The organism is Micromonospora sp. NPDC049081 (assembly GCF_040648835.1).
Taxonomy (GTDB): domain Bacteria; phylum Actinomycetota; class Actinomycetes; order Mycobacteriales; family Micromonosporaceae; genus Micromonospora; species Micromonospora antibiotica.
Window position 1 is genome coordinate 70563 of sequence record NZ_JBEZEK010000022.1, and the last position, 26376, is coordinate 96938.

The following is a 26376-nucleotide window of genomic DNA, read 5'->3' on the forward strand; positions in this document are numbered from 1 at the left end:
TTCCCCGTGGACGCCGTCGACAACCGTGCCGGATGATGCACCGGGACCGCGCTCATCGACGGGGAGACGACGTGGAGCTGCACCGGGAACGGGGCCGGCAGGTGCTGGCGGCGGTGTGCGTACTGGCCGGGACGGTGCTGCTGGCCACCGGCGGCGGGCCGCTGCGGACGACCACCGCCCTCGGGGGCGTCGCGCTGGGCGGGGTGGGGCTGGCCAACAGCCTGCGACCGTTCCGGTTCGTCATCGACGCCGACGGCCTGACCGTACGCCGACGGGGCCTGCGCCGGCAGCTCCGCTGGGCCGAGCTGGCCCTGGTCGTGCTGGACCGCCCGGCACCCGGCACCGGCGGGGTGCGGCTGCTCGGCGTACCCGTCGAGGGTGTGGGGTTGCCGCCCGACGCCCGGGTCGACGGTCGGCCGGCGACCGAACTGCTCGACCTGGGGCAGGTGCGGGAGAACCCCGACGAGATCGCGGCGGCCCTGGCCCGGTACGCCGGCGACCGGTTCCGCGACGACCGCGACGTCGCGGTCCGTTCCGGTGCCGAGTTCAGCGTCGGACTGCGCGGGTACAGTTCCGACGTGGTCGACACACTGGTGGGACACGCCCGGGCGGCACTGGACTCGGACGACCCGGCGCGGTGCCGGGCGGTCCGCGACGAGGTGGCCGCCGCCAGGGCGCAGGGCCTGCCGGTCGCCCTGCGCGGCTACGACGTCAGGCAGGTCGACGAGGCGTTGGACGATCTGCACGCGGCGCTGACCGAGGGCGGCGACGCGTGAGCGGGGTGCCCCGGCACAACTGGGCCGGCAACGTGCACTACGCCGCCCGCGCCTTCCACCGGCCGACCACCCTCGACGAGCTGCGCCGGCTGGTCGCCGGCAGTGACCGGGTGCGGGCGGTCGGCAGCGGCCACTCGTTCAACCGGATCGGCGACACCACCGGCGACCTGGTCTCGCTGGCCGGGTTGCCGCCCACCGTCGAGGTCGACCGGGAGCGCGGCACCGTGACCGTGGCCGCCGGGCTGCGTTACGGGGACGTGGCGACCCGGCTGCACGAGCAGGGGCTGGCCCTGGCCAACCTCGCCTCGCTGCCGCACATCTCGGTGGCCGGTGCGGTCGCCACCGGCACCCACGGTTCCGGCGACGGCAACCGCAACCTGGCCGCCGCCGTGGCCGGCCTCGAACTGGTCACCGCCGACGGGGAGGTGCTCACCGTCGACCGGTCCGCCGGCGACCGGTTCGCCGGCATGGTGGTGTCGCTCGGCGCGCTGGGTGTGGTCACCCGGGTCACCCTGGACGTGCTGCCCACCTTCACCGTCCGCCAGTACGTCCGCGAGGGCCTGCCCGTCGGTGCCCTGGACGCGGCGCTCGCCTCGGCGTACAGCGTCAGCGGGTTCACCACCTGGCGGTCGACGGACATCGACCAGGTCTGGCGCAAGCAGCTCGCCGACGCCCCGCCGCCGGAGCCGGACTGGCTCGGCACCACCCCGGCCGACCGGCCGGCGCACCCGGTGCCCGGCATGGATCCGGTCAGCTGCACCCCGCAGTTCGGCGAGCCCGGCCCGTGGCACGAGCGGCTGCCGCACTTCCGGCTCGGTTTCATGCCGAGCAGCGGCGACGAGATCCAGTCCGAATACCACCTGCCCCGGTCGGCGGGGGCGGAGGCGCTTGCCGCCCTGCACGAGATGCGGGACCGGATCGCCCCCGTGTTGCAGATCTGTGAGCTGCGCACCGTCGCCGCCGACGAGCTGTGGCTCAGCCCCAACCAGGGGCGCGACACGCTGGCCGTGCACTTCACCTGGGTCGACGACGCGGCGGCGGTGCAGCCGGTGCTGGCCGAGATCGAGGCCCGGCTGGCCCCGTTCGACCCCCGGCCGCACTGGGGCAAGGTCTTCACCCTCGACCCGGCCGTGGTCGCCGCCACCTTCCCCCGGTACGCCGACTTCGCCGCCCTGCTCACCGAGCTGGACCCGGCCGGGGTGTTCCGCACCCCGCTGCTGGACCGCTACTTCCCGCGCGACTGACGGGGTCGGCTGTCGGGGCCGACGCCCCGGTGCTGCGGGTGGCGGGTCTGTCCGGGGTGTGGGAGTGTCCCGCACCCACCCCCGTCGCGGCACGGGACACTCCTACACCCCGGACAGCGCGCCACCTGTCGACGTGTCGCTCAGACGACAGCCAGGTAGAACCCCGCCGCGAGCACCGTCCCTGAGACCGCGCCGGCGACCACCTGGGCGACGGTGTGCGCACCGAGATGCACCCGGGACCAACCGATCAGCGCCACGACGAGCACCCCGACGGCCAGCGCCGGCCCGACCAGCAGGACCAGGACGGTGCACGCACCGGCGGAGACGGCCGTGTGGGCGCTCATCTTCCACACCTGGTTGACAGCGGTGGTGCCGGCCAGCACGGCCAGCATCACGGCGATCACGGCGATCAGCGGCCGGGGAGCGCCCAGGGCCACGAACAGGGCCAGACCCACGGCGACCGATGCGATACCCACGAGCAGCACTCCTCTGCGCTGCTCCCGGCGGCTGATGTGATGGTCGGTGACCCGGCCGGTGCGCTTGGCGTAGAGGATCGCCCCGAACGGCACGACGGCGGTGAACAGCGCCGCGAGCGCTCCCCAACCGAGGCCGGCGGGGACGGTCCGGGCGGCGAGCACCGCCACGACGACGGGCATGGCAGCCGCCCACACGGCGGGCTGGAGTACCTCGGTGATGGCCTGGGCGATCCGCGTCGAGGTGCGGGTGCCGCCGGTGGTGGCGTGTTCGGTCACGTGCTGCCCTATCTCATTCTGACGTGGTGGACGGTGCGGGAGATCCGTTGGCGGGGGCGGCGCGGGCGTGGGCCTGCTCGGCGCGGACGCTCACCACGACCGGGGATCGTGCCAGGGCCTGCGACACCCGGCCCAGCCAGACCACCTCGCCGGTGAGATCTGTCCCCCCGGCCTCGACCCGGCCGGTGTCGACCGGATCGTCCCCGGCGGCCTTGGCGTCGAGGGCGACCACGACGACCGTGGCCTCCACGGTCGCCATCAGGTCACTTCCGGTCATACCGGCCCGTTGGCCGAGTTGCAGCGCGCGGTCCCGCACCGCGCCGTCGAACCACGGGGTGAGCTGGAGGTAGCCGTCGCGGATCTCCAGGACCCGGCGGGACAGGCTGCGCCCGTCACCCAGCCAACTGGTCGTCCAGGCGAGCCCGCGTCCCCACCAGTGCGTGGGGTGGGGCTGCCGTCGGGGGATGGCCGGGTGGGCCTGGACGATCGCCCGCCAGAGCAACTCCATCCGCTCGCACTGGTGTGCGTCGTGGGCCCGACGCAGGGCGGCCGAGGCCGCTGCGGTGGTGCCGGGCACAGCGGAGCCGGCAGCGATGAGCCCGATGCCGGTCAGTTGACTGGTCATGGTGACGTACGTCCAGGCGGTGCCGACGTCGATGCCGAACTGCCCGGCGATGGCCACCGCCACGATCGTGACCGAGTAGCCGAGGCTGATCAGCCCACCGGCGGCGAACATGCGCAGACCGACGCGGGTGACCGGTCGGGTGGTGACGCGGGTGGCGTAGCGCAGCGACAGGCGGGCCAGGTCGATCAGGGCGTAGGTGAGGATCCCGCCGAACAGCGTCATGTAGATCATGACCGGCGGCCGTCGGTGGTAGGTCGCGAACCAGTCGCCCGGCGCGGCGGGTGTCCGGGCGATCAGGAACAACGCCGCGAGGGCGACCGTCGCCGAGCCGGCGAGGAGCAGCCGCCGCCGGACGGCCCGTCGGGTGGATTCGGGGCTACGCGTCCAGTACACGAGCATGCACGACACCGCGATGGCCGCCCACACCGTGAGGACGTGGGCGATGAGCCGGCTGACGTGGGGAACCCCGACCAGGCCGTCGACAGCGTCGTTTATGCCGGGGGCGACGGTGGCGAGGGCGAGGGCGAGGCAGAAGAGACTGCCGCCCATCCAGGCGCGTGCGGGGCCGTGCTCACGACCACCGAGCAGGGTGAAGGCGGTGTACCCGGCGGCGCACAGCGCCACGGAGGCCACGAGGATGGTGAAGATCATCGGTGGGGGTGCCCGTTCCGAAGGTGTCGATGACGCGGAGTACGTCGTCCGGTTCCATGGGTGGCGGTGCCGGGGGTGATGCCGCGCGCCGGAGGATCGTCTCGGCGAACTCGTCGGCCTCGAACTCGTGCCGTTGGTCGTAGGGGCGGTGGCTGACCCGTCCGTCGAGCTCGGCGAGGTCCCGCGAGGGGTGCCCGAGCCACATGTGTGCGACCTCGTGCAACACGATCGCGGTCTGCTTGAACGGGCCGCTGCGGGCCGGATAGGCGATGTAGTCGGCCCGTGGCGTGGCGACCCACAGGCCGTGCAGGACGCCGCCGTGCATCTCGACGGCCAGGAGATGGACGGGGCGGTCCCGCTGCCTGGCGATCTGCCCGACGAGGGCGGTGAGGTCCCAGGGGGTGGGCAGGGTCAGCCCGGCGATCAGTCGCGCTGCTCGGTGGTCCATCGTTCCCCGTCGACGCCGTCGGCTTCCCCGGTCACCACGTGACCGCCGAGCTGATCCTCGATCCGTTGAATGTGGGCCAGCACAGCAATGACGGTGGCCTTTACCTGGGCGAGGTCCTCGCCGACAGTGTTCATCGCCACGTGCTGCACCCCGAGATCGGCCATCCGGCGACCCAGGTCGCTCTGCGGTGTGCTGGCGGCGGGCAGGAAGAAGTAGTTCGGTTCGACCTCGAAGAACGACGCGAGCGCATTTATGGTCTCCCAGGTCGGCCCGCGACTGCGGTTGCCGCCCTGCTTGGGATTGCGCAGATTGTGCAGCTGGGCGCGGGACAGCCCACAGCGGGCCCCCACCTCGGAGTTTTCCCAGCGCAGGCCACCCGGCCGGCGCGTGACCTCGAACAGGTGGTTGAGTCGCGCAGCGAACAACTCATCAGGATGTTCCTCGAACACACGGCAGATCATTCCAACTGTCCCGCCGTGCGTCAAACGTATTGGACGCATTGACGGGAATCCGTCCAGTCGAGTTGACGGACCAGTTCGCCGGCCGGACGGCTCGCCCGGCACCCGACCGCAGCGGGCAACAGAAGTCGGGCCCACGTCCCCCCGGCTGCCTAGCGTGGATCACGTAAGCGGAAGGAGAATCCCATGCTGGACCGGCTGAACGAGGCCCTGGCACACGTGGAGCGGCACCTCGACGCACCGATCGAGGTGGCGGACCTGGCGCGGATCACGCTCACCTCGGAGTACCACTTCCGGCGGATGTTCTCGGCGCTGGCCGGGATGCCCCTGTCGGAGTACGTCCGCCGGCGGCGGCTCACCGTCGCGGCGGCCGAGGTGCTGGCGGGGGAGCGGACGTTGCTCGACGTCGCCATCCGCCACGGGTACGGCTCGACCGAGGCGTTCACCCGGGCGTTCCGCGCGATGCACGGCATCGGGCCGGGTGAGGCGCGGCGCACGGGGGCCGCGTTGCACTCCCAGCAGCGGTTGTCCTTCCGGCTCGTCGTCGAAGGGAGTGGCAACATGCGGTATCGGGTGGTGGAGAAGCCGGCGTTCCGGCTGGTGGGGCAGCGGGCCCGGGTGCCCCTGGTGCACGAGGGGATGAACCCGGCGATCGTGGCGTTCGTCAAGGGCATCCCGGCGGAGACGACGGCCCGCATCGAGGCCCTGTCCGACCAGGAGCCGGCGGGCATCGTCAACGTCAGCGACCTGCTCGGCGAGGACCGGTCCGAGGGCGTCGAGCTGGACTACTGGTACGGCGCGGTGACCGGCGCGGACGTGCCGGACGACCTGGACGCGCTCGACGTACCGGCGGGGACGTGGGCGGTCTTCGAGAGCTCCGGGGAGTTCCCGGCCGCCGTGCAGTACCTGTGGCGGGACGTGTTCACCCAGTGGTTCCCGTCGAATCCGTACCGGAGCCGGCCGGGGCCGGAGATCTCCAGCGTCCGCATCTCGGCCGGCGGCACCCACGCCGACGCCGAGCTGTGGATCCCGGTGGAGCGCACCGCCGGCTAACGGTGGGGGCGCAGGCTGCTGCGCTGGACGGCGCGGCTGATGTCGCTGGGGGAGACGATGCCGACGAGCTGGTCGCCGGTCACCACCAGGGCACGGCCGTCGGAGCACTCGTTGAGCCGGGGGAGCAGGTCGTTGAGCTGCTCCTCCGGCCGGGCCAGCACCAGGTCGTCGGCCCGGCAGGCGACCTCGGCCAGGGTGGTGGCGGCCCGCCGGTCGGCCGGGATGCCGCGTACCCGGTCCAGGGTGACCAGGCCGACGGGCCGGCCGTCCTCGGTCAGCGGCAGCGCCGTGTGCCGGTAGGCGAACAGATAGTGGTCGACGAAGTCGGCGACGGTCATCTCCGCCGAGGCGGTCTGCGGCTGCGGGGTCATCACCTCACCGACCCGGACACCGGTCAGCGCGCTGCCCAGCCGGGCCTGGCGTTCCTCCATCCCGGCCGCGCCGATCAGGAACCAGCCGATCAGCGCCAACCAGAGCCCGCCCACCCCGTAGCCGGCCAGGAACTGCCAGATGCCCAGGCCGATCAGCAGCACGCCGAGCACCCAGCCGGCGCGGGCGGCCACCACCGACGCCCGGGCCCGGTCACCGGTGGCCTTCCACACGGCGGCGCGCAGCAGCCGGCCCCCGTCGAGCGGGGCGGCCGGCAGGATGTTGAACACCGCCAGCAGCACGTTGATCCCGGCCAGCCAGGACACCGAGCCGAGCAGCAGCCCCTCCTGCCCGGCCAACGCCAGCAGCACCGCGATCGCCCCGAAGAAGACCCCCAGAAGCAGGCTGACCAGCGGGCCGACCCCGGAGATGCGCAGCTCCGCGCCCGGGTCGGAGGGCTCGCCGCGCAGCTCGGCGACGCCGCCGAACAGCCACAGCGTGATCCCCTCCACCTGGAGGCCGTTGCGTTTCGCCACCACCGCGTGCGACACCTCGTGGGCCAGGAGGCCGACGAAGAAGACCACCGCCGCCGCGAGCCCGGCCAGCAGGTACGCCCAGCCGGGCCGGTCGGGGTACGCGCGGGGGAACTGGTTGGCCGACAGCAGCCACGCGATCAGCACGAAGATGACCAGGACGCTCCAGTTGACCCCGACGGGTACCCCCGCGATCCGGCCAAGCCGGAAGCTCGCCCTCATGTCCCGCTCATACCCGGCGACGCCGGGCCCATGCCAGGACGGCACCTGCCGTTACGTCGAAGTGCCGTCACGTCGGGTGCCGTCGCGTCGGGGTGCCGGCGTCCGGACCGGTCAGTCCGTCGTACGGCCGGGGCGACCCAGGTGGTGGGCCGGCCGGTGCCGTCGGTGCGGGTTGACCGGTCGGGAATAGTGGCAGGGGTGACGCTGATCGATGAGGGTGACGACCCGTACCGCTGGCTGGAGGAGCTGGACGGGGCGGACGCCGCCGGCTGGGTCCGCGAGCGCAACGCGGCGACCGTCGCGGCGCTGACCGATGACGACACGTTCGCCGAAGTGCAGGCGGAGATCCGGCAGGTCCTCGACGCCGACGACCGCATCCCGTACCCCGGCTGGCGTGGCGACGGGTTCTACTACGGCTTCTGGCGGGACGCGGCGCACCCCCGGGGGCTGTGGCGGCGCACCACGCTGGCGCAGTACCGGCTGCCCGAGCCGGCCTGGGACGTCCTGCTCGACCTCGACGCGCTGGCCGCCGCCGAGGACGAGAACTGGGTCTGGGGTGGGGTGACGGTGCTCAAACCCGGCCACCGGCGTTGCCTGGTCAGCCTGTCCCGGGGCGGCAAGGACGCGGTGGTGGTCCGCGAGTACGACCTGGACACCCGCGCTTTCGTCGCCGACGGGTTCACCCTCGACGAGGCCAAGAGCGACGTCACCTGGATCGATGCCGACCGGATCTACGTCGGGACCGACCTCGGCCCCGGCTCGTTGACCACCTCCGGCTACCCGAGGGTGATCCGCCGGTGGCGGCGGGGCACCCCGCTGGCCGAGGCCGAGATCGTGTACGAGGGGCAGGCCGATGACGTCTCCGCGTACGCCTCGCACGACCCGACGCCCGGATTCGAGCGTGACTTCGTCGGCCGCAGCCTGGACTTCTACCGGACCCGGAGCTTCCTGCTGACCCCCGACGGCGGGCAGGTCCCAGTCCCGGTGCCCGACGACGCCCGGTGGGACGTGCACCGGCAGTGGCTGCTGGTCCGGCCGCGCTCGCCGTGGGAGGTCGCCGGGGTCACCCACCCCGCCGGGGCGCTGCTGGTGGCCCGGTTCGACGACTTCCTCGCCGGGGACCGCGACCTCACCGTGCTGTTCGAACCCGACGAGCGGACGGCGCTGAGCTACCACGTGTGGACCCGGCACCACCTGATCCTGGCCACCCTGGTCGACGTACGCCGGCGGTTGGAGGTGCTGACCCCCGACGACCCGCCGGCCCGCGATGTCCCGCCGGCTCCCGGCGGCCCGCAGGCTCCCGATGTCCCTCAAGGGCCCGACGGCCGGCAGGGTCCCGGCGGGCCGGGGTCGTGCGGCGGTCCGGGGTCCGGCGACGGTCAGGGGGCGGCGGCCGGTGGGGTCCGGTGGCGGCGGGAGCCGCTGGCCGGGGTGTCGGCCGACGACGACACCTGGATCGTGGACACCGACCCGGACCGTGGCGACGACTACCTGATCGCCTCGACCGGCCACCTGCGACCGGCGACGCTGCGGCTGGGGCGGATCGGCGGCCCGGTCGAGACCCTCAAGCAGGAGCCGGCGTTCTTCGACGCCACCGGCCTGGCCGTGCGCCAGTTCTTCGCCACCTCCGCCGACGGGACCCGGGTGCCCTACTCCGTGGTCGGCGACCCGACGGCGTCCGCCGGGCCCACCCTGCTCACCGGGTACGGCGGGTTCGAGATCTCGCTGACGCCCCACTACGACGGGGTCGTCGGCCGGGCCTGGCTGGCCCGGGGTGGCAGCTACGTGGTGGCCAACATCCGCGGCGGCGGGGAGTACGGCCCGCAGTGGCACCGGGCGGCGCTGCGCGGGAACCGCCCCCGGGCGTACGAGGACTTCGCCGCCGTCGCCGCCGACCTGGTGGCCCGGGGGATCACCACCCCGGAGCAGCTCGGCATCGAGGGCGGCAGCAACGGCGGCCTGTTGATGGGGGCCATGCTGACCCGCTACCCGACGCTGGTCGGTGCGGTGGTGGCGAACGTGCCGCTGCTGGACATGCGCCGCTACCACCTGCTGCTCGCCGGGGCCTCCTGGATGGCCGAGTACGGCGATCCGGACGACCCGGCCGACTGGGCCTACCTGCGGGACTATTCGCCGTACCACAACGTGCGGCCCGGGGTGAGGTACCCGCCGGTCCTGTTCGTCACCTCGACCCGCGACGACCGGGTGCACCCGGGGCACGCCCGGAAGATGGCGGCCCTGCTGCGCGAGCACGGTCACGACGTGGCGTACTACGAGAACGTCGAGGGCGGGCACGGCGCGGCGAGCAACAACGAGCAGCGGGCATTCCTGTCGGCGTTGACCTGGCGCTTTCTGTGGCAACGGCTGGGTGGCCGGTGACGGCTGTGCTGACGGGACGATCCCTCACTTTGCGGGAATAGAGACCATCGACATCGGCGGGCACGGGACTTCCGCGATTGAGATGAATTAGTTTCCTCGACATTATTCACGTTTGTCGGCGAGGCGACTCGATGGGCGGGCTCCTATTGAATTGCGGTACTCGGTTGACTACTATCTGTAGTTGCCGACTTCGGGGGGGGGACCGTGAAGATTAAATTCCTCGCTACTTCCAGCAATTCGGGCTCGTGCCCGAGCCTGTACGAGACCGACGACGGTGACATCGTGGTGCAGGGTTACCGGTTGACCGATCCGGAGGCGCTCGCCCAGCTGCGGGACGTGCTGCCCGACGAGACCTTCGTCGTGGTGCCCCGGGCGCTGATGTCCTGGTTCGAGCAGAAAGACTGACATGGGGTCGCTCGTCACCGACCCCGCCACGTTCCTGCGCCTCTTCGAGGACTTCCACCACGCCGCTTTCAAGCTGGAGGTCCGCCGGTCGTACGGCGTGCCGTCCGAGGACGAGCCGTTCCAGGTCTTTCTCGCCGGGGGAGACCCGGGCGTCGAATGGCTGCGGTCGTGGCTCGACCTGATGCGGGCCGAGACGGCGAAGGGCAAGCGGGTGGAGCGGGTGCGGGTCGTCGACGAGCCACCGAGCGACTACCTGCGTTTCGAGATGTCGGTGACGCCCCACAACATCGCGGCGGGCGAGGACATCCGCTACCTCGACCGCCGCCGGGCCACCGAGCTGGCGCTGCCGCGGTACGACTTCTGGTTGTTCGACTCGCAACTGGTCGCGTTCCTGCACTTCACCGACGACGACCGGTTCGTGGGTTTCAGCACCACCGAAGATCCGGCCGAGGTGTTGAAGCACTGCCAGTGCCGCGACCGGGCCTGGACGAGGGCCGTCCCCTTCTCGGCGTTGCCGCCCACCGTCGCGGCAGCGGCCTGATCGGCACCACCATGTTGCGGGGTCGACACGGACTGTCGGACGTCAATTCGGTCGGCATCCTCCCGACCCGTCGATTCCCCATTAGACGGTGCCATGAGTGACGACCGGGGCCGGGTGGACAACGATTTTTCCGGCCACAGCGGGGCGGTGATCCAGGCCGGGCTCATCCAGGGCAACGTGAACCTACGTACGGTCACGGAGACGCCATTGCCGTCGCCCCGGCAGTTGCCGCCCGCGACCAAGGGTTTCATCGACCGCGAGGTGCACATTCAGCAACTCGACTCGCTCCTCGACGAGGTTGAGTTGATCACCGACAAGTCGCGGTTGCCCGTCGTCACGATCTCCACGATCTCGGGCAGCGCCGGGGTGGGCAAGACGGCGCTGGCCGTGCACTGGGCGCACCGGGTACGGGAGCGTTTTCCCGACGGTGACCTCTACATCAACCTGCGCGGCTATGACGCCGTTCCGCCGCTGACCCCGCACGAGGCCCTCGACGGATTCCTCCGGGCGATGGACGTGCCCGCCGAGAAGGTGCCGCGCGACCTGCACGACCGCACCGCGCTCTACCGGTCGTTGACCACCGGCCGGCGGATGCTGATCCTGCTCGACAACGCCGCCACCGCCGAGCAGGTGCGGCCACTGCTCCCCGCCGCACCGAGCTGCATGGTGATCATCACGAGCCGCAGCCGGCTGTCGGGGCTGACCGTCCGCGACGGCGCCATCCGGGCCGTGTTGGACGTGTTGTCGCGCCACGACGCGACCCGGCTGCTCCGGGTGACTGTCGGTGCCGATCGGGTGGACCGGCAACCCGAGATGGTGGACCGGCTGATCGAACTCTGCTCCCGTCTGCCACTCGCCCTGCGCATCGTCGCCGACCGTGCCCGGCTCGACGAGGAACGGCCGCTCGCGGAGTTGGTGGAGGAGTTGACCGCCGAGGAGAGCCGCCTCGACGCGCTGGCCGTCGAGGAGGACGACCTGTCGGCCGTCCGGACGGTCTTCTCCTGGTCGTACCAGGCGCTGGGTGTCGAGACGGCGCGGATGTTCCGGCTGGTCGGCCTGCACCCCGGAGCCGACATCGCGCTCGATGCGGCGGTCCGCCTCACCGGGCTCGCCCCCTCGGTCACGCGCCGCCACCTCGATTCGCTTGTCGGACTGCACCTGCTCACCCGCAGCGGACCGCACCGGTTCCGCCTGCACGATCTGCTGAGGCTGTATGCGATGGAGCGAGCGACCCTCGACGAGAGCCCGCAGGCCGTCCACGCCGCCCGGGAGCGGCTGCTGAGGTGGTACCTGCACCACACCTATGCGGCCTACCGGGCGATCCTTCCGCAGGGCCGGCCCCTGCCCGACGTCGACGTCCCGCCCGACGCCACGCTCGACGACGCGCTGCGGTGGTGCGAACACGAACGGCTCAACCTGCTCGACGTCATCCGTGCCGCGCCCGGGTGGGGTCATCACCGGCTCGGCTGGCAGATCGCGCTCGCCAGCATGGCCTTCTTCGAGCGTAGGTCCTACTGGAAGGCGTGGATCGACAGCCACCTGGCGGGTCTGGACTGCGCCCGTCACCTCGGCGACCGTCGTGCCGAAGGCTGGCTGCTGCTCAGCCTCGGCGACGCCTGGTGGGACCGGGGCGACCTCGACGAGGCCGGGCGCTGCTACGCCGGTTCGCTGCACGCGGCACGGGAGGTCGGGGACGCGTGGACCACCGGGTACGCCCTGCGCGGATGCGGCCTGGTGGACGAGGACCGGGGAGATTTCCCCGAGGCGACCCGCTACGCGCAGGAGGCGCTGCGGACCTTCCGCCAGTTGGGCGAGGAACGCGGCACCGGCCTGGCCCTGATGAGCCTCGGCAACGCGCAACGTGGCGCCGGTCGCTTCGCCGAGGCCATCGTCTCGTACGACGACGCGATGCGGGTGTTCGAGCGACTGGGCAACCGGTGGAGTCAGGGGCTCGTCGCGCTCCACCGGGGGCAGACGCTGCTGCACACCGGTGAGCCCGCGCCGGCGCTGGCGGCGGTGACCTCGGCCGCCGCGTTGTTCCGCGAACTCGGTGACCGCCGGCACGCCGCCCTGGCCCGCGCGTACGAGGGCGACGCCCACCTTCAGCTCCGTCAGCCGCACGCCGCCCGCGAAGCCCTGGCCGACGCGCTGCTGACGCTGCTGGAACTCGACGACCCCCTCGCGGCTGACGTACGACGACGCCTGGCGGCCATCGACCACGACGACGCCGCCGGTACGGACCAGGGGGACCAGGATGGATGACCCGATTCTCACGGCGGTCGCCGTGGCACTGTCGACCCGAGCCGTCGAGGGCCTCACCGACGCGGCACGGGAAGCCCTCGCATCGGTGATGCGCCTCGTCCGCCGGAAGGCGGCAGAGCATCGCGCGCTGCGGGCCGCGCTCACCGCCGAGCCCACGTCTGGCGGGAGCGACGACCGGGCCGTCGGGTTGCGTCGGGCACTCGTCGACGCCGCCGACCGTGATCCGGACTTCGACCAGGAGCTACGCCGCCGGTGGGAGACCTTCCACCAGACGACCGTACGGGCCGACGCGGTGACCAACACGGTGTCGGGCCAGGTCACCGGGCCGGTGGTGCAGGCGCGCGACATCTCCGGCGGGGTGCACGTGGGGCTGCCCGCGCAGCAGCACCCCCGGCAGTGACGGCGCGTCATGACGTGATGGGGTCGATCGTCAGCGTGCGGCACTCATGCTGAGCGTATGACTCGCCGTATCACGATCAGCTTGCCTGACGACGTGGCCGCCTACGTCGAACGAACCCAGGGCGACACGTCCGGTTTTGTTGCGGGAGTCATCCGTCGGAAAATGCGGGTGGACGGCCTCCGGGTGCGCCGGGCGCAGCTCGGTTACGTCGTCACCGAGGACGACGTTGAGTCGACGAGGAGTCGACTGGCAGCTCTGTCACCGATCAGTGACGAGCAGCATGCCCGGAATCTCGAATGGCTTCGCCAGTTCGACGAGGACTGAAGCGCTGCGGCGTGAACGTCCGTTCACCGGGGACCGTGACATTCAGGTGGCCGTCTACGACACACCGCCACGAGCCGGCGGGTGGCGCGTATACAGGTGTCGTTGGATGCCGCGCATGCCGGCACCACCGTCGTGTTCTACCGCCGCTATCTGGTCACCCGGAATCCGAAGGCCCTGACGCCGGCGCAGCCTCCGGGAATGGGGATCCTCGACATCAGCGAGACCTGTCGGCGACCTCGTCGCAGTCGGTCCCGTTGTTGCTGCGGGGTGGACTTGCGCCAGACGGTACCGGTCAGCGGGGGGAAGCGGTGAGCACCGCCTTGCCGAAGGCGACGTGGGCCACGTTGGCCTGACGGCCCGAGTTGGCATTCCGGCCGGTGCAGCGGATCTTCAACTGGGTGGTACCGGTGATATCGACCTTGACATGGGCGGCGGGCCCCAGCTTGGCCACCTTGTTGCTGTCGAGCTGTCCTCCGCTGTCCCGGTAGAAGGCCACGTCGGCGACCAGCCCGGAGGCACCGGGGGTGTTGTCGTCGATGCCCAGCCAGAAGTCGAGGGTCCGCATCCCGGCGACGGGAAAGACGAAGTAGGTTTTGGTGCCGTTGCAGCTGAGTTCGATGCTCCGGTCGTAGGGCTTGTTGCCCATGGTCACCAGCCCTTTGACATAACCTCCGTTGCGGTCCTCCGCGTCGAGTTCGTCGAGGTAGCGGACCGAGACTTCCTCAGGGCTGTCCTCCGGCGTGGGTGTGGGGTCGACCGTCTCGGTGGGCGTGGGACGCGCCTCATCGCTCGGGCTCTCCGAGATGTCGGAGGTCGGGTCCTCGGAAGCCGGCGGCGGCAGGTACGCGGAAGGACTCGGCCCGGCCGCTGAGGTCGGTGCGGGATGGCTGGCCTGCGAGAATTCGATGCCGAACAGATCACGCCCAAAGCCGAGTGTCGCCACCAAGAGGCTCGCCGCGCCGATGATGACTCCGGCGAGAGCCAACTTCTGATGATCCTTGACCCAGCCGAAATAGCGTGACACGGTGCACCTTCCGGGCGGCGAATTCGATGTGGCCCTCACCTGTGCAGGTCGGGGCGGCCGATTGTGTGCCGTTCGGTCTGGCGTGTCGAGATGGGTGTCGCAAAGCTGACGTCATCCGCGTCGCGCACCGGCACCAGATCGGGGCAGGGTAGCCCGGTCTGTGCGGTGTCCTTTCAGTACCGGGGCGGCTGCTGCTTGATGCTCGTCAGGAATCGCGTCCACGCCCGGGGTGCGAAGGTGAGGACTGGGCCGGTGGGGTCCTTGCTGTCGCGGAGCCCGACGATGCCGGGCATGTTGTCGGCGACCTCGACGCAATTGCCGCCAGCGTTGCTGCGGGTGGACTTGCGCCAGACGGCACCGGTCAGGTCAGGCACGGGAGTGCTCCTCTGCTATTCGGTGGATCAGGCTCATTGACCGGGACTCATTGAGGACACGGCTTGTCATGTCGGCCCAGATAGCGCCATACACGGCCGTCTCGTGCGGCTTGTCCAGGTAGATCGCCCCCGTCGCGGACTCGATGTAGGTCACGGGCGGCTCCACCTCCCTGCCGGTGGCGTCCTGCGGAAACTCCAGCATCGAGAAGCTTCCAGCCGTCATTCCGGCGTGTAGTCCGGCAGAAAATTCCATCACTCTTACGGTGACGTTGGGTAGTTCTGCGGCCTTGATGATCTGATGAAGCTGTTCAGCCATGATCTCCTTGCTGCCCACCGGCCGACGTAGCACGGCCTCATTGACTATCACGCTGAGTTGCGGCGGGGAGAACCGGATGAGCAACGCCTGTCGCTCCACCCGAAGTTGAACAGCCCGCTGATGCGTCTCGTCGTCGCTGGTGTCGATCCCGCCGCTGGGGAGTCGGGAGACATGTTCCGCGTAGGCGCGGGTCTGGAGGAGGCCGGGGACCAACTCGGTCTCGTACTGGCGGATGTGTGATGCGGCGGCTTCCAGTCCGATGTAGAGCTGGAACCAGCGGGGCAGGCCGGAACCGACGTAGTCGTGCCACCAGTTCTTGTTCTCCCGGGTGGCCGCCGTCATGGCCAGGAGCAACTCGCTGTCCTCGGTGGAGGCACCGTAGAGGTCGAGCATCTGCTGCACGTCGGCCTGTCGGTAGCGGACGTGTTCGGCGCCGTTCTCGATCCGGTGCAGGGTCGCCCGGGCCCGGTCCAGCCGTTCGGCGGCCTGCTCCATCGTCAGCCCGGCCGCCCTGCGCAACGACTCGAACTTCCGCCCGATCTGGCGGCGGAGCATCGTCGTCCCGGTCACGGATGTGACACCATCGTCCTCCCGGCTCGGCTGGCCTGAACGCCCTCCCGTCCATTTTCGACGGCCCCGCGTCTCCGCAGTAATGGACACATTACACAGGGTGCTTAGCTGTAGCTAGCGGTGCGGTCGCGCAGTGCAATTGAGACGTTGCAATCAGTGGCTTCCGGTGTTTGACTGCTTCGGCGGTCGCTGGGAAGTTCCCGCTGCTCAGCGGCCATCTGAGCCCCGCTGTCGGGTGGCTGGTGACGCCGCCGACGGCGGGCGCACGGGGTGGGTCCGCCGGTGCGCGGCGGGCCGGTGGATCCACCCCCGTCCGGGTCGATCGTCAGGAGAGGCAGGTTCCGTCATGCGTGACTTCTTCCGCCGGATTCCGGAGGGCCGACGACCGTTGCCGGCGTCGGTGGGGCCTCGGCCGGGCGTACCCGATCGGTTGTTGCCGTGGCAGGTGCGGCAGCGGCGGTTCCGGCCGGCGCGGTTCGGGCGGCGCGGGCTCGACCCGCAGGAGGTGCGGGAATTCCTCGACCAGGTCGCCGGTGAGCTGGCCGCCGCCTACGACGCGCTGCGACAGAGTCGGCGGGAGGCCGGCCGGGTCAGGATCGCGCTGTGCCAACTGCAAGCCGAGCGGGCGCACGGCCGTAACGAGCGGGAGTGGGACCGGTGACCGGGCGCTTCGTTATCCACCTGCCGGTGGTCACCGACGATCTGCTCTCCGCGCAGCGGCTGGCCCGGGTGGTGGCGCACTGGACGCACGTCCTGCCGCAGACCGACCCGGGCGGCACCACCGTCTCCGTCGAGGACGACCAGAACGTGCGCCACTGGGTGTTCTGTGACCGGCTGCTCTCCGGTGGCCGGCGCTGCCTGCTCCGCCCCGACCACGACGGCGAGTGCTCCCGGCGGCGCGGGTGGCGGTGAGCGGGCATCCGGTGCCGCGCTCCCGGCGAGGGTGGTTGAGGGTCCGGCTGGACGACGGGTCACCCGACGGACCACCGTGACGCCCGGGGGTCGTCCGGCTCAGCGGCGGGGCGCGTCGCCCGCCGGCACCGGGGGCCGCGCCATCCGTACCGCCCAGTCCAGCGCGTAGTCGGCGACCGCCTCCCAGCCCGGCTCACCCACCGTGAAGTGGGAGCGGCCCGGGAACTCGTGGTACGCGGTCACCGCCCGCGATTTCTGGTAGAGCCCGGCGTTCGCCTTCACCAGCGACGGCGGGGCGACATGGTCCTCGCCACCGGCGATCAGCAGCAACGGTGGCCGGTCGTCGCGGCCGGTGTCGACGGTCGCGGCGGAGTGCGGGTCGAGGTTGGCGAACGCACCCTCGAAGAGCACGTGACCGGCGGCCGGGACGGCGTAACGCCGCCAGGCCCGGTCGGAGTCGTCCGGCTGGAGGGTGTTGCCGAAGGCGTAGCGGAACTCGTCCGGGCTGATCTGCACCCCCCGGTGCCGGTTGACCGGGCTGTGCAGCACCGGGTAGGACGCCCGCAGCGTGCTGATCGGCAGCCGGAGCACCCCCTTGACCGGGGCGGACGCGACCGCCACGGTGGCCGCGCCGAGACCCCGGTCGGCCAGCACCTGGGCGACCAGCCCGCCGAACGAGTGGCCGATCACGATCGGTGGGCTCGGCAGCTCGCGGATCACCGCCGCGTAGTGGTCGATCACCTGCCGCAGGGTGGTGCCGGCGATCGTCCCCGGATCGGCGCGCAGCGCGGTCACCTCCCGGTCGAAACCCGGCCAGGCGGGGGCGAGCACCCGGAACCCGCGTGCCTCGTACCGCTCGACCCAGCCTTCCCAACTACGCGACGTCATCCACAGCCCGTGCACGAGCACCACCGTGTCGACCCGCCCCTCGGCCGTGTCCGCCATGCCGTCCTCCCCACCTCACCCACCCCGATCCCGCCGCATACCCACCCCTCGCTCCCCGATGCCAGCCCATCTGACCTGGGCTGACGGGCCTCCGAGGGAAATTTTATGAGCATTTGAGATCTTTCGTCTGCCGCAATTCCATGATCAAGTCGGCCGGTAGTCGGATTTCCGCAGCTGGCGGGGGTTGTTATCGTCGCCGGCCGCCGGCAACGGCAGTGCGGGGGAGGACGAAGAGGGGATTGATGGACAAGCTCCGGGGCGAGCTGGTCGACATCGTCGAGTGGCTGGACGACAGCCGGGACACGATCTGCCGCCGCGTACCTGCACGCCGGTCGGTCGTACCAGGTGGTGGTCAACGGGCGGACCGGCGAGGTCATCGGTGAGCGTCCGGACAGCGCCGCGAAGATCACGGCGGCGGTGCTGGCCGCAGTGGTGCTGGTGGCGGCGCTCGTGGTGGCGTACCTGATGAGCCGCTAGCGTGCCGCCCGCCCGGCGGGACGGGACCGCCGGGCGGGCGGCACACCGCAGGGGCGCGGCTGACATTTGTCACGGGTGAGGGGTGACGGGAGGGCCGGGAACGGGCCGGGCGACGGGCGCAGGATCTCCGGTATGACCAGTGCTTGTCCGGCCGTCGAGTTGAGCGGCCTGCGGAAGAGCTTCGGGCCGGTGACGGCCGTCGACGGGCTCGATCTGACCATCCACCCGGGCGAGGTGGTGGCCTTTCTCGGCCCCAACGGCGCCGGCAAGACCACCACGATCGACATGCTGCTCGGCCTGGCCCGTCCGGACGCCGGGGAGGTCCGGCTGCTCGGCGGCACCCCCGCCGAGGCCGTCCGCTACGGCCGGGTCGCCGCCGTCATGCAGAGCGGTGGCCTGCTCAAGGATCTGACCGTCGCCGAGACGGCCCGGCTGACGGCGTCCTTCTTCGGCCGGACCCGGCCGGTCGCCGAGGTGCTCACCCGGGCCGGGATCGCCGACCTGGCCGACCGGCTCGTCGGCAAGTGCTCCGGCGGCCAGCAGCAACGGCTGCGGTTCGCGTTGGCCCTGCTGCCCGACCCGGACGTGATGGTCCTCGACGAGCCGACCACCGGCATGGACGTCGAGGGGCGACGCGACTTCTGGCAGGCGATCCGGGCCGACGCCCGCTCCGGCCGGACGGTCGTCTTCGCCACCCACTACCTCGACGAGGCCGACGCGTACGCCGACCGGATCGTGCTGGTCCGGCAGGGTCGGGTGGTCGCCGACGGCACCACCGCCGAGATCAAGAACCTGGCCGCCGGCCGGATCGTCCGGGCCACCCTGCCCGGGGCCGACCAGGCCGGCCTGGCCGCGCTGCCGGGCGTCGACACCGTCGAGGTACGCGGCGACGCCGTGCTGATCCGCACCGGCGACTCGGACGCCGTCGCCCGGCACCTGCTCACCCGCACCGCCGCCCGGGACCTGGAGATCACCTCCCGCAACCTTGAGGACGCCTTCCTGGCCCTGACCGCCGACGCCTCGGACACCGCCTCGACCGCCGCCACCCCGACCACCGGGCCGGCCCGCGTCACCCCGACCGCTGGAGCCTGAGATGACCACCTCCTCCCTGACCACCCCCACCGGCAGCGCCGTGACGGACCGCCGGCCGCCGGCCCTCGGCGGGTTCTCCCCGGCGGTGCTGCTGATCGAGATGCGCCGGGTGCTGCGCAACCGGCGGACCCTGCTGTTCACCATGGTCATGCCGGCGGTCTTCTTCCTGCTGTTCGGCCTCCCGCAGCGCGGCGAGACGCTGCCCAACGGCCGACAGGTGCTCGCCTGGATCATGGTCAGCCTCGCCGTCTACGGCGCGATGGTCGCCACCACCAGCGCGGGCGCGGCGGTCGCCACCGAACGTGCCCTGGGCTGGAGCCGTCAGCTCCGGCTGACCCCGCTGCGCCCGGCCGCCTACGTCGCGACGAAGGTCGCCACCGCGATGGTCCTCGGGCTGGTCGCGGTGGTGATCGAGTTCGCCGTCGGGGCCACCGCCGGGGTACGGCTGCCCGCGCACGTCTGGCTGCTGACCGGCCTGGCGGCCTGGCTCGGCTCGCTGGTCTTCGCCGCGTTGGGACTGCTCATCGGTTACCTCGGCCCGGCGGAGAACGTCATGCAGTTCATGGGGCCGGTGCTCGCCCTGCTCGCCATGTTCGGCGGCCTGTTCCTGCCGGTGGAGATGCTGCCCGACGCGTTGCAGCGGCTCGCCCAGTTCACCCCGGTGTGGGGGGTGGGTCAGCTTGCCCGCGCGCCGCTGACCGGTGACCCGGTGACCCTCGGGGTGCTCGCCAACGTCCTCGGCTGGACGGCGGCCTTCGCCCTCGGCGCGGCCCGGCTGTTCCGCCGGGACACCCAACGGGTCTGAGCGGCGGTCCGGCTGTACCGCCGGGACGCCCAACGGACTGAGCGGCGGTCCGGCCGACCGGGCCGGCGCACCGATCGACGGAGACTAGCGTGTACCCGATGGATCTCCCGTTCGACCGGCCCTCCCCGGTGACCCGCCGCTGGCGGGTCACCGGGTGGCTGCTCGCCGGGGTGTGGCTGTTCTTCCTCAACATCCCGCTGTTCACCGCCGTGCACCAGGCACAGCCCTGGCGGCAGGTGGTGGGCGTGGGCACCCTGGTCGTCTTCGGCGTGCTCTACCTGCTGATCTTCCAGTGGGCGCGGGGGCTGCGGCAGACGCACCGGCCGATCCCGGTCGGCCGGGCCCGGGCGTACGTGGGGCTGCTGCTCGCGCTCGGCCTGGCCGGCATCCCCGGCACCGAGGGGGACTGGCTGACCACACTGGTCTTCGTGGCGGCGGCGGCGGTGTTCCTGCTGCCCCCGGTGGACGCCCTGGTGGTGGTGGTGCTCTCCGCGTCGACCCCGCCGGTCGCCGCCGCGCTGGTGCCCGGCTGGGAGGCGGAGAGCACTGTCGTGTTCGCGGTGCTGCTCGCCTCGTTCGCGATGTTCGGGGTGAGCCGGTTGGCGCAACGCAACGGTGAGCTGCGGGCCGCCCAGGCCGAGATCGGTCGGCTGGCCGTCGCCGGGGAACGCGCCCGCACCGCCCGCGACCTGCACGACATCCTCGGGCACTCGCTGACCGTGGTGGCGGTCAAGGCGGAGCTGGCCGGGCGGCTGCTGGAGCTGGACCCGGCCCGCGCCGCCGCCGAGATCGCCGACGTCGAGCGGCTGGCCCGGGAGGCGTTGGCCGACGTGCGGCGCACCGTCGGGGCGTACCGGGAGATCAGCCTGCGCGGCGAACTGGCCGGGGCCCGGTCGGCGCTGGCCGCCGCGGGCATCGTCGGTGACCTGCCGGACGACCCGCCGGCGCTGCCGGCGGCGCGGGAGGAACTGTTCGGCTGGGCGGTCCGGGAGGGAGTGACCAACGTGGTACGGCACAGCGGCGCGCGGCGGTGCGTGATCCGGGTCCACCCGGACCGGGTGGAGATCGCCGACGACGGGCGTGGGCCGGCCGGCGGCGACGACGGGGCCGGGCCCGAACCGGGCGGGGCGGCCGGCGACGGCGGGCACGGGCTGCTGGGGTTGCGGGAACGCAGCCGGCGGCTCGACGGCACCGTGACGGTCGGCCGGCGGCCGGACGGCACCGGGTTCCTGCTCCGGGTCACCGTGCCGGTGGGGCAGCGGTGAGCGACCCGATCCGGCTGCTGCTCGCCGACGACCAGGCGTTGGTCCGGGGGGCGCTCGCCGCGCTGCTGTCGTTGGAGCCGGATCTCGACGTGGTGGCCGAGGTGGGCCGGGGTGACGAGGTGGTGGACGCGGCCCGCCGCACCGGCCCGGACGTGGCGCTGCTCGACGTGGAGATGCCGGGGCTGGACGGGATCGCCGCGACCGCCGCGTTGCGGGCCGCGCTGCCCGGCTGCCGGGTGCTGGTGGTGACCACCTTCGGCCGCCCCGGTTACCTGCGTCGGGCGATGGAGGCCGGGGCGGGCGGCTTCGTGGTCAAGGACACCCCGGCCCGGCAGCTCGCCGACGCCGTCCGTCGGGTACACGCCGGACTGCGGGTGGTCGACCCGACGCTCGCGGCCGAGACCCTCGCCGCCGGGGCCAGCCCGTTGACCGAGCGGGAGACCGAGGTGCTGCGGGCGGCCCGGGGCGGCGGCACGGTGGCCGACCTGGCGGCGGCGCTGCACCTGTCCGAGGGGACGGTCCGCAACCACCTCTCGGCGGCGATCGGCAAGACCGGCGCCCGCAACCGGGCCACCGCCGTCCGGCTCGCCGAACAGAACGGCTGGCTGCTCGGCGACTGACCGCCGGGCCGGGACCGGGCCCGTGGTGGCGCGGCCGGTGCCGTGGCGGTGCGCCGGCTCAGGAGGTGGGCAGGGCGTCGACGACGACCAGCTCGGTGCCGGGGCGTACCTCGTCGAGGAGGGTCTGCTGGGCGGTACGGGTGAGTCGGATGCAGCCGTTGGTGACGTTCTCGCCGAGGGTGTCGTCGTCCTGCCAGGTGTGCAGGCCGATGTGCGCGCCCTTGAGGCCGGTGGGCACCGCGTCCAGGTCGTCGGGGATCGCGCCGAGGGCGAAGACGTCCACCCCGCCGTAGACGGGCTCGGGCGGGGGGGTGGTGCCGAGGATGAAGGTACGGCCGAGCGGGGTCTCCTGGCCGGCCTGGCCGAGGCTGACCGGCCAGGTGTGCTGCGGGCTGCCGTGCCGGTACCAGGTGAGCTGGTGGGTCCGCCGCTGCACCACGAGCTGGTCACGCAGGGCCACCGGGGTCCAGCCGCCCGCCGGCAGCCACGCCAGTCGGCGGCTCGCCGAGGGCAGCAGGACCGCCGTCCAGCCGGTGCGGCGCTCCACCACCGGCATGGTCAGCTCGACCCCGTTGATGGTGGGGGCGAGCAGGGCGCGGGGTCGTCCGCCCGGGGCGTCGTACGCGGCGATGTTCCGGGTCGGGGTGAGCCCCTCGGTCAACGGCGTGACGTCGAGCGGGCGCGGGTCGGCCGGGAAACCGGCGGGTGCCGGCTCGTAGTCGATCACCGGTAACCCGGCGGGGGCCGGTGCGGCGGGCGGCACGGTCTCGTCGTCGGCCGGGGCGGCGGTCGCGGCCGGTGGCGGGTCGGCCCGGCGGGTCGGCGCGGGGGCGTCGTAGCGCAGTGCCGCGCCGACCAGCACGGCCAGCACCAGCAGCGCCGGTACGCCGACGACGGTGGCGAGTGGACCCCGCCCCCACCGGTCGATCATTCGGTCAAACAGCACAAACAAAGACTAACGGGTGTATAGCTTCCGGTCGGCGTGAATCGTCCGGACAGGTTCGCCCGACGGGGCGGCACCGGTCAGCGGATGGACGGTCGTCGCTGCGCCGGTACGCCGTCGACGCGGTGCGCCGGGGGCTACACGCGCGCCGGGCCGGGGTGGTTCGACACTCCGCCGAGAATTTTCACCAGCCGCACTGATCCGTACGCCCCGGAGGTCCGTACTGGAGGTGGGAGCAAGGTCGGCCGGTGGTGGCGCCGCCGTTAGACGATCGAGGAGCAGATGGCCCGGGCAAAGCAGAACGAGAAGGCCGCGACCGTCCGGACCTCCACCAGTAGCCGTGGTGTCCGGACCGTGTCGAAATCCGTGCTGGCCATGATGGTGGCCTCCGCGCTGGGCCTGCTCTGGGCCGGCGTCGAGATGACCGGCAACGGCACGGTGATGTACGCGTACGGGTTCTTCTTCACCGAGTTCTTCGCCGGGGTGGTCGCCCTGGTGGCGCTCAGCCTCACCGTGATGATGGGCCTGCTCGCCACCGACCGGCTGGTCCTGATGATCCGGCACCGGGTGCTGCTCCAGTCGGCGCACCGGGCCACCGGTGTCCTCGGTGTCGCCGGCCTGGTGTTCCACGTCATCACCAAGATCGCGATCGGTCGGGCCGGCCCCACCGACGCCGTGGTCCCGTTCATCGGCGGCAGCGGGCTCTACGTCGGTCTCGGCACGGTGGCCGCGTTCCTCATGGTGAGCGTGTTCTGGACCGGCATCGTCCGGGTCCGCTTCGCCGGTGTCGGCCCCAAGTGGTTCTGGCGCAGCCTGCACTCCCTGGCGTACCTGTCCTGGCCGTTCGCCCTGTTCCACGGCCTCAACGCCGGCCGCGCCGCCAAGTCCTGGGTGGTGCTCAGCTACCTGGCCTGCGTGCTGCTGGTGGTGGTGGCGCTGATGGTGCGGCTGTCGGTCTACCTCGGCAAGCGCACCCGTGAGCAGCAGCAGGCCGCCGCGCTGAACAAGGCGATGACCGCCAAGGCGACCGACGAGGGCAAGGGGCGGACGCTGCTCAGCGGCCTCGGCCGCAAAAAGGAGGAGGAGACCAAGGACAGCCGGACCAGTTGGGCCGAGACCACCCTGACCCCGTCCTGGAACGCGCCGACCGGCACTGCCCGGCGTCGTGACCCCGAGCGGTTCACCGTTCCGGTGGTGCCCGAGCCCGGCACCCTGCGGGAACCCGTCCGGGGCGGCCGACCCGCCCGGGAGACGTCGGCCCCCCGCCGCGAGCGTGACCTGGAACCGGCCGCCCGCCGCCGCACCGCCGAGCGCGACGAGCGCGACGAACGGCCCCGCCGCCGCGACGAGGACGTCGCCCCGGTGTCCGGTGGTCGCCGGTCCCGGTACGAGGAGGACGTGGCCCCGGTGTCCGGCAGCCGCCGCGCCCGCTACGAGGAGGACGTCGCCCCGGTCTCCGGCAGTCGCCGCCGCGACGAGGACGTCGCCCCGGTCTCCGGCAGTCGCCGGTCCCGGTACGAGGAGGACGTGGCCCCCGTGTCGGGCACCCGCCGGTCCCGCTACGAGGAGGACGTCGCCCCGGTGTCCGGTGGTCGCCGGTCCCGGTACGAGGAGGACGTGGCCCCCGTGTCGGGCACCCGCCGGTCCCGGTACGAGGACGAGGACATCGCCCCGGTCTCCACCGGTCGGCGGGCCCGCCGAGACGACGACGACCTGGCCGCCCGCTACTCGGCCCCGCCCCGGCGGCGCACCGAGGAGCCCGAGGAGCCGTGGGACAGCCCGAACCGGTGGGAGTCCAGCCGGCCCGTCTCGGCCGAACCCATCTCCGCCGCCCCGCGCAGCGGCTCCGGCCGGCACAGCGTCGAGCCGGACGTGCCCGAGGAGCCGGACTACTGGCGTCCGCCGGCCCGCTACGTCGCCGACGACATCCCGGTCGACGACACCCCGACCCTGGTCGACCTGGCCTCCCGGCGGGCCCGCAAGGCCACCGGCGACGGTCGCAGCCGGCGCAAGGGCAAAGCCAACGCGGACGCCGTCGACGGGGCGTACTGGGCCGGGCTGCGCGGTGAAGCCAAGTGATGCGCACCAAGGTGCCCCCGGTCGCCTGCATCGGCGAGCCCCGGCTCACCGCCGGTTTCGCCGAGTTCGGTCGGCTCGACCTGATGGCACACGAGACGGTGCACGGGCCGATCGGCCCGATGGAACCGGCCAACCTGCTCCGACTGGCCGAGGCCATCCAGCTCAAGGGCAAGGGCGGCGCCGGTTTCCCGTTCTACCGGAAGTTCAAGGCGGTGCTGGAGTCCTGTGAACGGCAGGACCTGCCCGCCGTGGTGGTGGTCAACGCCACCGAGGGGGAACCGGCGAGCTGGAAGGACAAGGTGCTGCTCACCCGGGCCCCGCACCTGATCCTCGACGGTGCCGCCCTGTCCGCGTACGCGCTGGACGCCGAGGAGATCGTGCTCTGCGTCGCCGACGACCTGATCGGCCGGGACTCGCTCACCGAGGCACTCGCCGAACGTCGGATGCCGGTGCCCACCACCATCGTCACCGTGCCGCACCGGTTCATCTCCGGCGAGGGCGGCGCACTGGTCAACGGGATCAACGGCCTGCCGCACATCCCGCCGGGCACCAAGAAGCGGTCCAGCGACTCGGGCGTACGCAACCTGCCCACCCTGCTGTCCAACGCCGAGACGTACGCCCAGGTGGCCATCGCCGCCCGGCTCGGCCCGTACGAGTACGCGGCGCTCGGCACCGACGACGAGCCGGGCACCGTGCTGCTCACCGTGACCGGCCAGGCCAAACGCGCCGCCGTGGTGGAGTGCGCCGCCGGCACCCCGCTACGGGACATCCTCGAACTGTGTGAGGTGCCGGAGGGGCCGGGCATCCTGATGGGCGGCTACCACGGCCGGTGGATCACCTGGGAGGCGGCGCAGCGGGCGGAGATCACCCGCAAGAGCCTCACCAGCGTCGGCGGCACCCTCGGCGCCGGCATCATCATCCCGCTCGGCCGCGACACCTGCCCGCTCGGCGAGGCCGCCCAGGTGGTCCGCTACCTGGCCGGGGAGTCCGCCGGCCAGTGCGGGCCGTGCAAGCGGGGCCTGCCCGACCTGGCCCGCGCCGTCGACCTGGCGGTCTCCGGCAGCGCCCCGGTGGAGGTCGTGCGGGCCGCCGCCGGTGACGTGAAGGGCCGGGGCGCGTGCAGCCACCCCGACGGCACCTCCCGTTTCGCGCTCTCCGCGATGGAGGTGTTCGCCGACGACCTGCGGCAGCACACCACCGGTGAGGGGTGCGGCAAACGGGTCAAGGGCGTGATGGGGCTGCCCGGTGCCCCCGACGCCAACCCGAAGATGCTCACCCTGGACTGGTCCCGCTGTGACGGGCACGGACTCTGCGCCCACGTCGTACCGGACTTCATCCGGCTCGACGGCAACGGCTACCCCGCCTTCCCGCCCACCCCCGTGCCGACCTGGCTGAAGGAGGGGGCGATGAAGGCCGTCAAGGTCTGCCCCGAGCTCGCGCTGCGGTTGGTCGAGGTCAAGTAGCACCGTCGAGGTCACCCGGCACCGTCCAGGTCACGTAGCACCACCGAGA

The 26376-nt window shown here is 72.2% G+C and carries 28 protein-coding genes; 18 read left to right on the forward strand and 10 right to left on the reverse strand.

Going from position 1 to position 26376, the window contains the following annotated elements; genetic code table 11:
* Nucleotides 1–71 precede the first annotated feature (71 nt).
* Complete coding sequence (locus tag AB0B63_RS25620; RefSeq protein ID WP_357023063.1) at nucleotides 72–776, forward strand: hypothetical protein; 705 nt, start codon at nucleotides 72–74, stop codon at nucleotides 774–776.
* Nucleotides 777–781: 5 nt separating this feature from the next.
* The gene (locus tag AB0B63_RS25625) at nucleotides 782–2020 is read left to right on the forward strand and encodes an FAD-binding protein (RefSeq protein ID WP_357023147.1); all 1239 of its coding nucleotides are present in this window, start codon (nucleotides 782–784) and stop codon (nucleotides 2018–2020) included.
* 140 nt (nucleotides 2021–2160) lie between these two features.
* Here AB0B63_RS25625 and AB0B63_RS25630 read toward each other — a convergent pair whose 3' ends face one another.
* From AB0B63_RS25630 to AB0B63_RS25645, 4 genes are read right to left on the reverse strand one after another with little or no spacing between them, the layout of a single operon-like run.
* On the reverse strand, nucleotides 2161–2772 hold the full coding sequence (locus tag AB0B63_RS25630; protein ID WP_357023066.1) for a hypothetical protein: 612 nt from the start codon (nucleotides 2770–2772) through the stop codon (nucleotides 2161–2163).
* 13 nt (nucleotides 2773–2785) lie between these two features.
* A complete protein-coding gene (locus tag AB0B63_RS25635; RefSeq protein ID WP_357023069.1) occupies nucleotides 2786–4048 on the reverse strand; it encodes an MAB_1171c family putative transporter in 1263 nt (420 codons plus the stop codon).
* Nucleotides 3969–4496, reverse strand: coding sequence for an ImmA/IrrE family metallo-endopeptidase (locus AB0B63_RS25640; RefSeq protein WP_208568875.1), 528 nt, complete (start codon nucleotides 4494–4496; stop codon nucleotides 3969–3971). The genes AB0B63_RS25635 and AB0B63_RS25640 overlap by 80 nt, the downstream gene beginning before the upstream one ends.
* On the reverse strand, nucleotides 4472–4945 hold the full coding sequence (locus AB0B63_RS25645; protein WP_208568876.1) for a helix-turn-helix transcriptional regulator: 474 nt from the start codon (nucleotides 4943–4945) through the stop codon (nucleotides 4472–4474). The genes AB0B63_RS25640 and AB0B63_RS25645 overlap by 25 nt, the downstream gene beginning before the upstream one ends.
* A gap of 195 nt (nucleotides 4946–5140) precedes the next feature.
* Between AB0B63_RS25645 and AB0B63_RS25650 the strand changes: the two genes are divergently transcribed.
* A complete protein-coding gene (locus AB0B63_RS25650) occupies nucleotides 5141–6007 on the forward strand; it encodes an AraC family transcriptional regulator (protein ID WP_208568877.1) in 867 nt (288 codons plus the stop codon).
* On the opposite strand, the gene AB0B63_RS25655 is transcribed toward AB0B63_RS25650, so the two are convergent.
* Nucleotides 6004–7131, reverse strand: a complete 1128-nt coding sequence (locus AB0B63_RS25655) for a site-2 protease family protein (RefSeq protein ID WP_357023073.1) — start codon at nucleotides 7129–7131, stop codon at nucleotides 6004–6006. The genes AB0B63_RS25650 and AB0B63_RS25655 overlap by 4 nt on opposite strands.
* Before the next feature lie 189 nt (nucleotides 7132–7320).
* On the opposite strand from AB0B63_RS25655, the gene AB0B63_RS25660 reads away from it, so the two are divergent.
* From AB0B63_RS25660 to AB0B63_RS25685, 6 genes are all read left to right on the forward strand, one after another.
* The gene (locus tag AB0B63_RS25660) at nucleotides 7321–9510 is read left to right on the forward strand and encodes a prolyl oligopeptidase family serine peptidase (RefSeq protein ID WP_357023075.1); all 2190 of its coding nucleotides are present in this window, start codon (nucleotides 7321–7323) and stop codon (nucleotides 9508–9510) included.
* Between the two features lie 204 nt (nucleotides 9511–9714).
* Nucleotides 9715–9915, forward strand: a complete 201-nt coding sequence (locus AB0B63_RS25665) for a hypothetical protein (RefSeq protein WP_208568880.1) — start codon at nucleotides 9715–9717, stop codon at nucleotides 9913–9915.
* A gap of 1 nt (nucleotide 9916) precedes the next feature.
* The gene (locus AB0B63_RS25670) at nucleotides 9917–10456 is read left to right on the forward strand and encodes a DUF6879 family protein (RefSeq protein WP_357023078.1); all 540 of its coding nucleotides are present in this window, start codon (nucleotides 9917–9919) and stop codon (nucleotides 10454–10456) included.
* A gap of 93 nt (nucleotides 10457–10549) precedes the next feature.
* Entirely contained in the window at nucleotides 10550–12718 is a 2169-nt protein-coding gene (locus AB0B63_RS25675) for a tetratricopeptide repeat protein (RefSeq protein ID WP_357023081.1), read from the forward strand.
* Complete coding sequence (locus AB0B63_RS25680) at nucleotides 12711–13118, forward strand: hypothetical protein (protein ID WP_357023084.1); 408 nt, start codon at nucleotides 12711–12713, stop codon at nucleotides 13116–13118. The genes AB0B63_RS25675 and AB0B63_RS25680 overlap by 8 nt, the downstream gene beginning before the upstream one ends.
* A 57-nt stretch (nucleotides 13119–13175) precedes the next feature.
* Entirely contained in the window at nucleotides 13176–13442 is a 267-nt protein-coding gene (locus AB0B63_RS25685; protein ID WP_357023086.1) for a hypothetical protein, read from the forward strand.
* A gap of 292 nt (nucleotides 13443–13734) precedes the next feature.
* Here the strand turns inward: AB0B63_RS25685 and AB0B63_RS25690 are convergent, their stop codons facing one another.
* From AB0B63_RS25690 to AB0B63_RS25700, 3 genes are all read right to left on the reverse strand, one after another.
* Entirely contained in the window at nucleotides 13735–14466 is a 732-nt protein-coding gene (locus tag AB0B63_RS25690) for an NPCBM/NEW2 domain-containing protein (protein ID WP_357023089.1), read from the reverse strand.
* A gap of 173 nt (nucleotides 14467–14639) precedes the next feature.
* Nucleotides 14640–14840 (reverse strand): DUF397 domain-containing protein, encoded by a 201-nt coding sequence (locus tag AB0B63_RS25695; RefSeq protein WP_357023092.1) that lies wholly within the window; start codon nucleotides 14838–14840, stop codon nucleotides 14640–14642.
* Entirely contained in the window at nucleotides 14833–15711 is an 879-nt protein-coding gene (locus tag AB0B63_RS25700; protein WP_357023150.1) for a helix-turn-helix transcriptional regulator, read from the reverse strand. The genes AB0B63_RS25695 and AB0B63_RS25700 overlap by 8 nt, the downstream gene beginning before the upstream one ends.
* Nucleotides 15712–16072: 361 nt before the next feature.
* On the opposite strand from AB0B63_RS25700, the gene AB0B63_RS25705 reads away from it, so the two are divergent.
* A complete protein-coding gene (locus tag AB0B63_RS25705; RefSeq protein ID WP_357023095.1) occupies nucleotides 16073–16387 on the forward strand; it encodes a DivIVA domain-containing protein in 315 nt (104 codons plus the stop codon).
* Nucleotides 16384–16638, forward strand: a complete 255-nt coding sequence (locus AB0B63_RS25710; protein ID WP_208568889.1) for a hypothetical protein — start codon at nucleotides 16384–16386, stop codon at nucleotides 16636–16638. The genes AB0B63_RS25705 and AB0B63_RS25710 overlap by 4 nt, the downstream gene beginning before the upstream one ends.
* 99 nt (nucleotides 16639–16737) lie before the next feature.
* Here AB0B63_RS25710 and AB0B63_RS25715 read toward each other — a convergent pair whose 3' ends face one another.
* Nucleotides 16738–17583: an alpha/beta fold hydrolase gene (locus AB0B63_RS25715; RefSeq protein ID WP_357023098.1), complete on the reverse strand. Its 846-nt coding sequence runs from the start codon at nucleotides 17581–17583 to the stop codon at nucleotides 16738–16740.
* A gap of 345 nt (nucleotides 17584–17928) precedes the next feature.
* Here AB0B63_RS25715 and AB0B63_RS25720 point away from each other — a divergent pair, with 345 nt between their 5' ends.
* From AB0B63_RS25720 to AB0B63_RS25740, 5 genes are all read left to right on the forward strand, one after another.
* Nucleotides 17929–18060, forward strand: a complete 132-nt coding sequence (locus tag AB0B63_RS25720; RefSeq protein WP_357023101.1) for a hypothetical protein — start codon at nucleotides 17929–17931, stop codon at nucleotides 18058–18060.
* 132 nt (nucleotides 18061–18192) lie between these two features.
* A complete protein-coding gene (locus AB0B63_RS25725) occupies nucleotides 18193–19152 on the forward strand; it encodes an ABC transporter ATP-binding protein (RefSeq protein ID WP_357023104.1) in 960 nt (319 codons plus the stop codon).
* A gap of 1 nt (nucleotide 19153) precedes the next feature.
* Nucleotides 19154–19957 (forward strand): ABC transporter permease, encoded by an 804-nt coding sequence (locus AB0B63_RS25730; RefSeq protein WP_357023107.1) that lies wholly within the window; start codon nucleotides 19154–19156, stop codon nucleotides 19955–19957.
* A gap of 98 nt (nucleotides 19958–20055) precedes the next feature.
* A complete protein-coding gene (locus AB0B63_RS25735) occupies nucleotides 20056–21222 on the forward strand; it encodes a histidine kinase (protein ID WP_357023110.1) in 1167 nt (388 codons plus the stop codon).
* Nucleotides 21219–21842 carry a response regulator transcription factor gene (locus AB0B63_RS25740; RefSeq protein WP_357023112.1) on the forward strand — a complete coding sequence of 208 codons (624 nt, stop codon included), beginning with the start codon at nucleotides 21219–21221 and terminating at the stop codon, nucleotides 21840–21842. Before AB0B63_RS25735 ends, AB0B63_RS25740 begins: the two co-directional genes overlap by 4 nt.
* Before the next feature lie 58 nt (nucleotides 21843–21900).
* Here the strand turns inward: AB0B63_RS25740 and AB0B63_RS25745 are convergent, their stop codons facing one another.
* A complete protein-coding gene (locus tag AB0B63_RS25745) occupies nucleotides 21901–22788 on the reverse strand; it encodes a L,D-transpeptidase (RefSeq protein WP_357023115.1) in 888 nt (295 codons plus the stop codon).
* Between the two features lie 351 nt (nucleotides 22789–23139).
* Between AB0B63_RS25745 and AB0B63_RS25750 the strand changes: the two genes are divergently transcribed.
* Together AB0B63_RS25750 and AB0B63_RS25755 are read left to right on the forward strand one after the other, a co-directional pair.
* Nucleotides 23140–24864, forward strand: coding sequence for a hypothetical protein (locus AB0B63_RS25750; RefSeq protein ID WP_357023117.1), 1725 nt, complete (start codon nucleotides 23140–23142; stop codon nucleotides 24862–24864).
* Nucleotides 24861–26327 (forward strand): NADH-quinone oxidoreductase subunit NuoF family protein, encoded by a 1467-nt coding sequence (locus AB0B63_RS25755; RefSeq protein WP_208568893.1) that lies wholly within the window; start codon nucleotides 24861–24863, stop codon nucleotides 26325–26327. Before AB0B63_RS25750 ends, AB0B63_RS25755 begins: the two co-directional genes overlap by 4 nt.
* Nucleotides 26328–26376 lie beyond the last annotated feature (49 nt).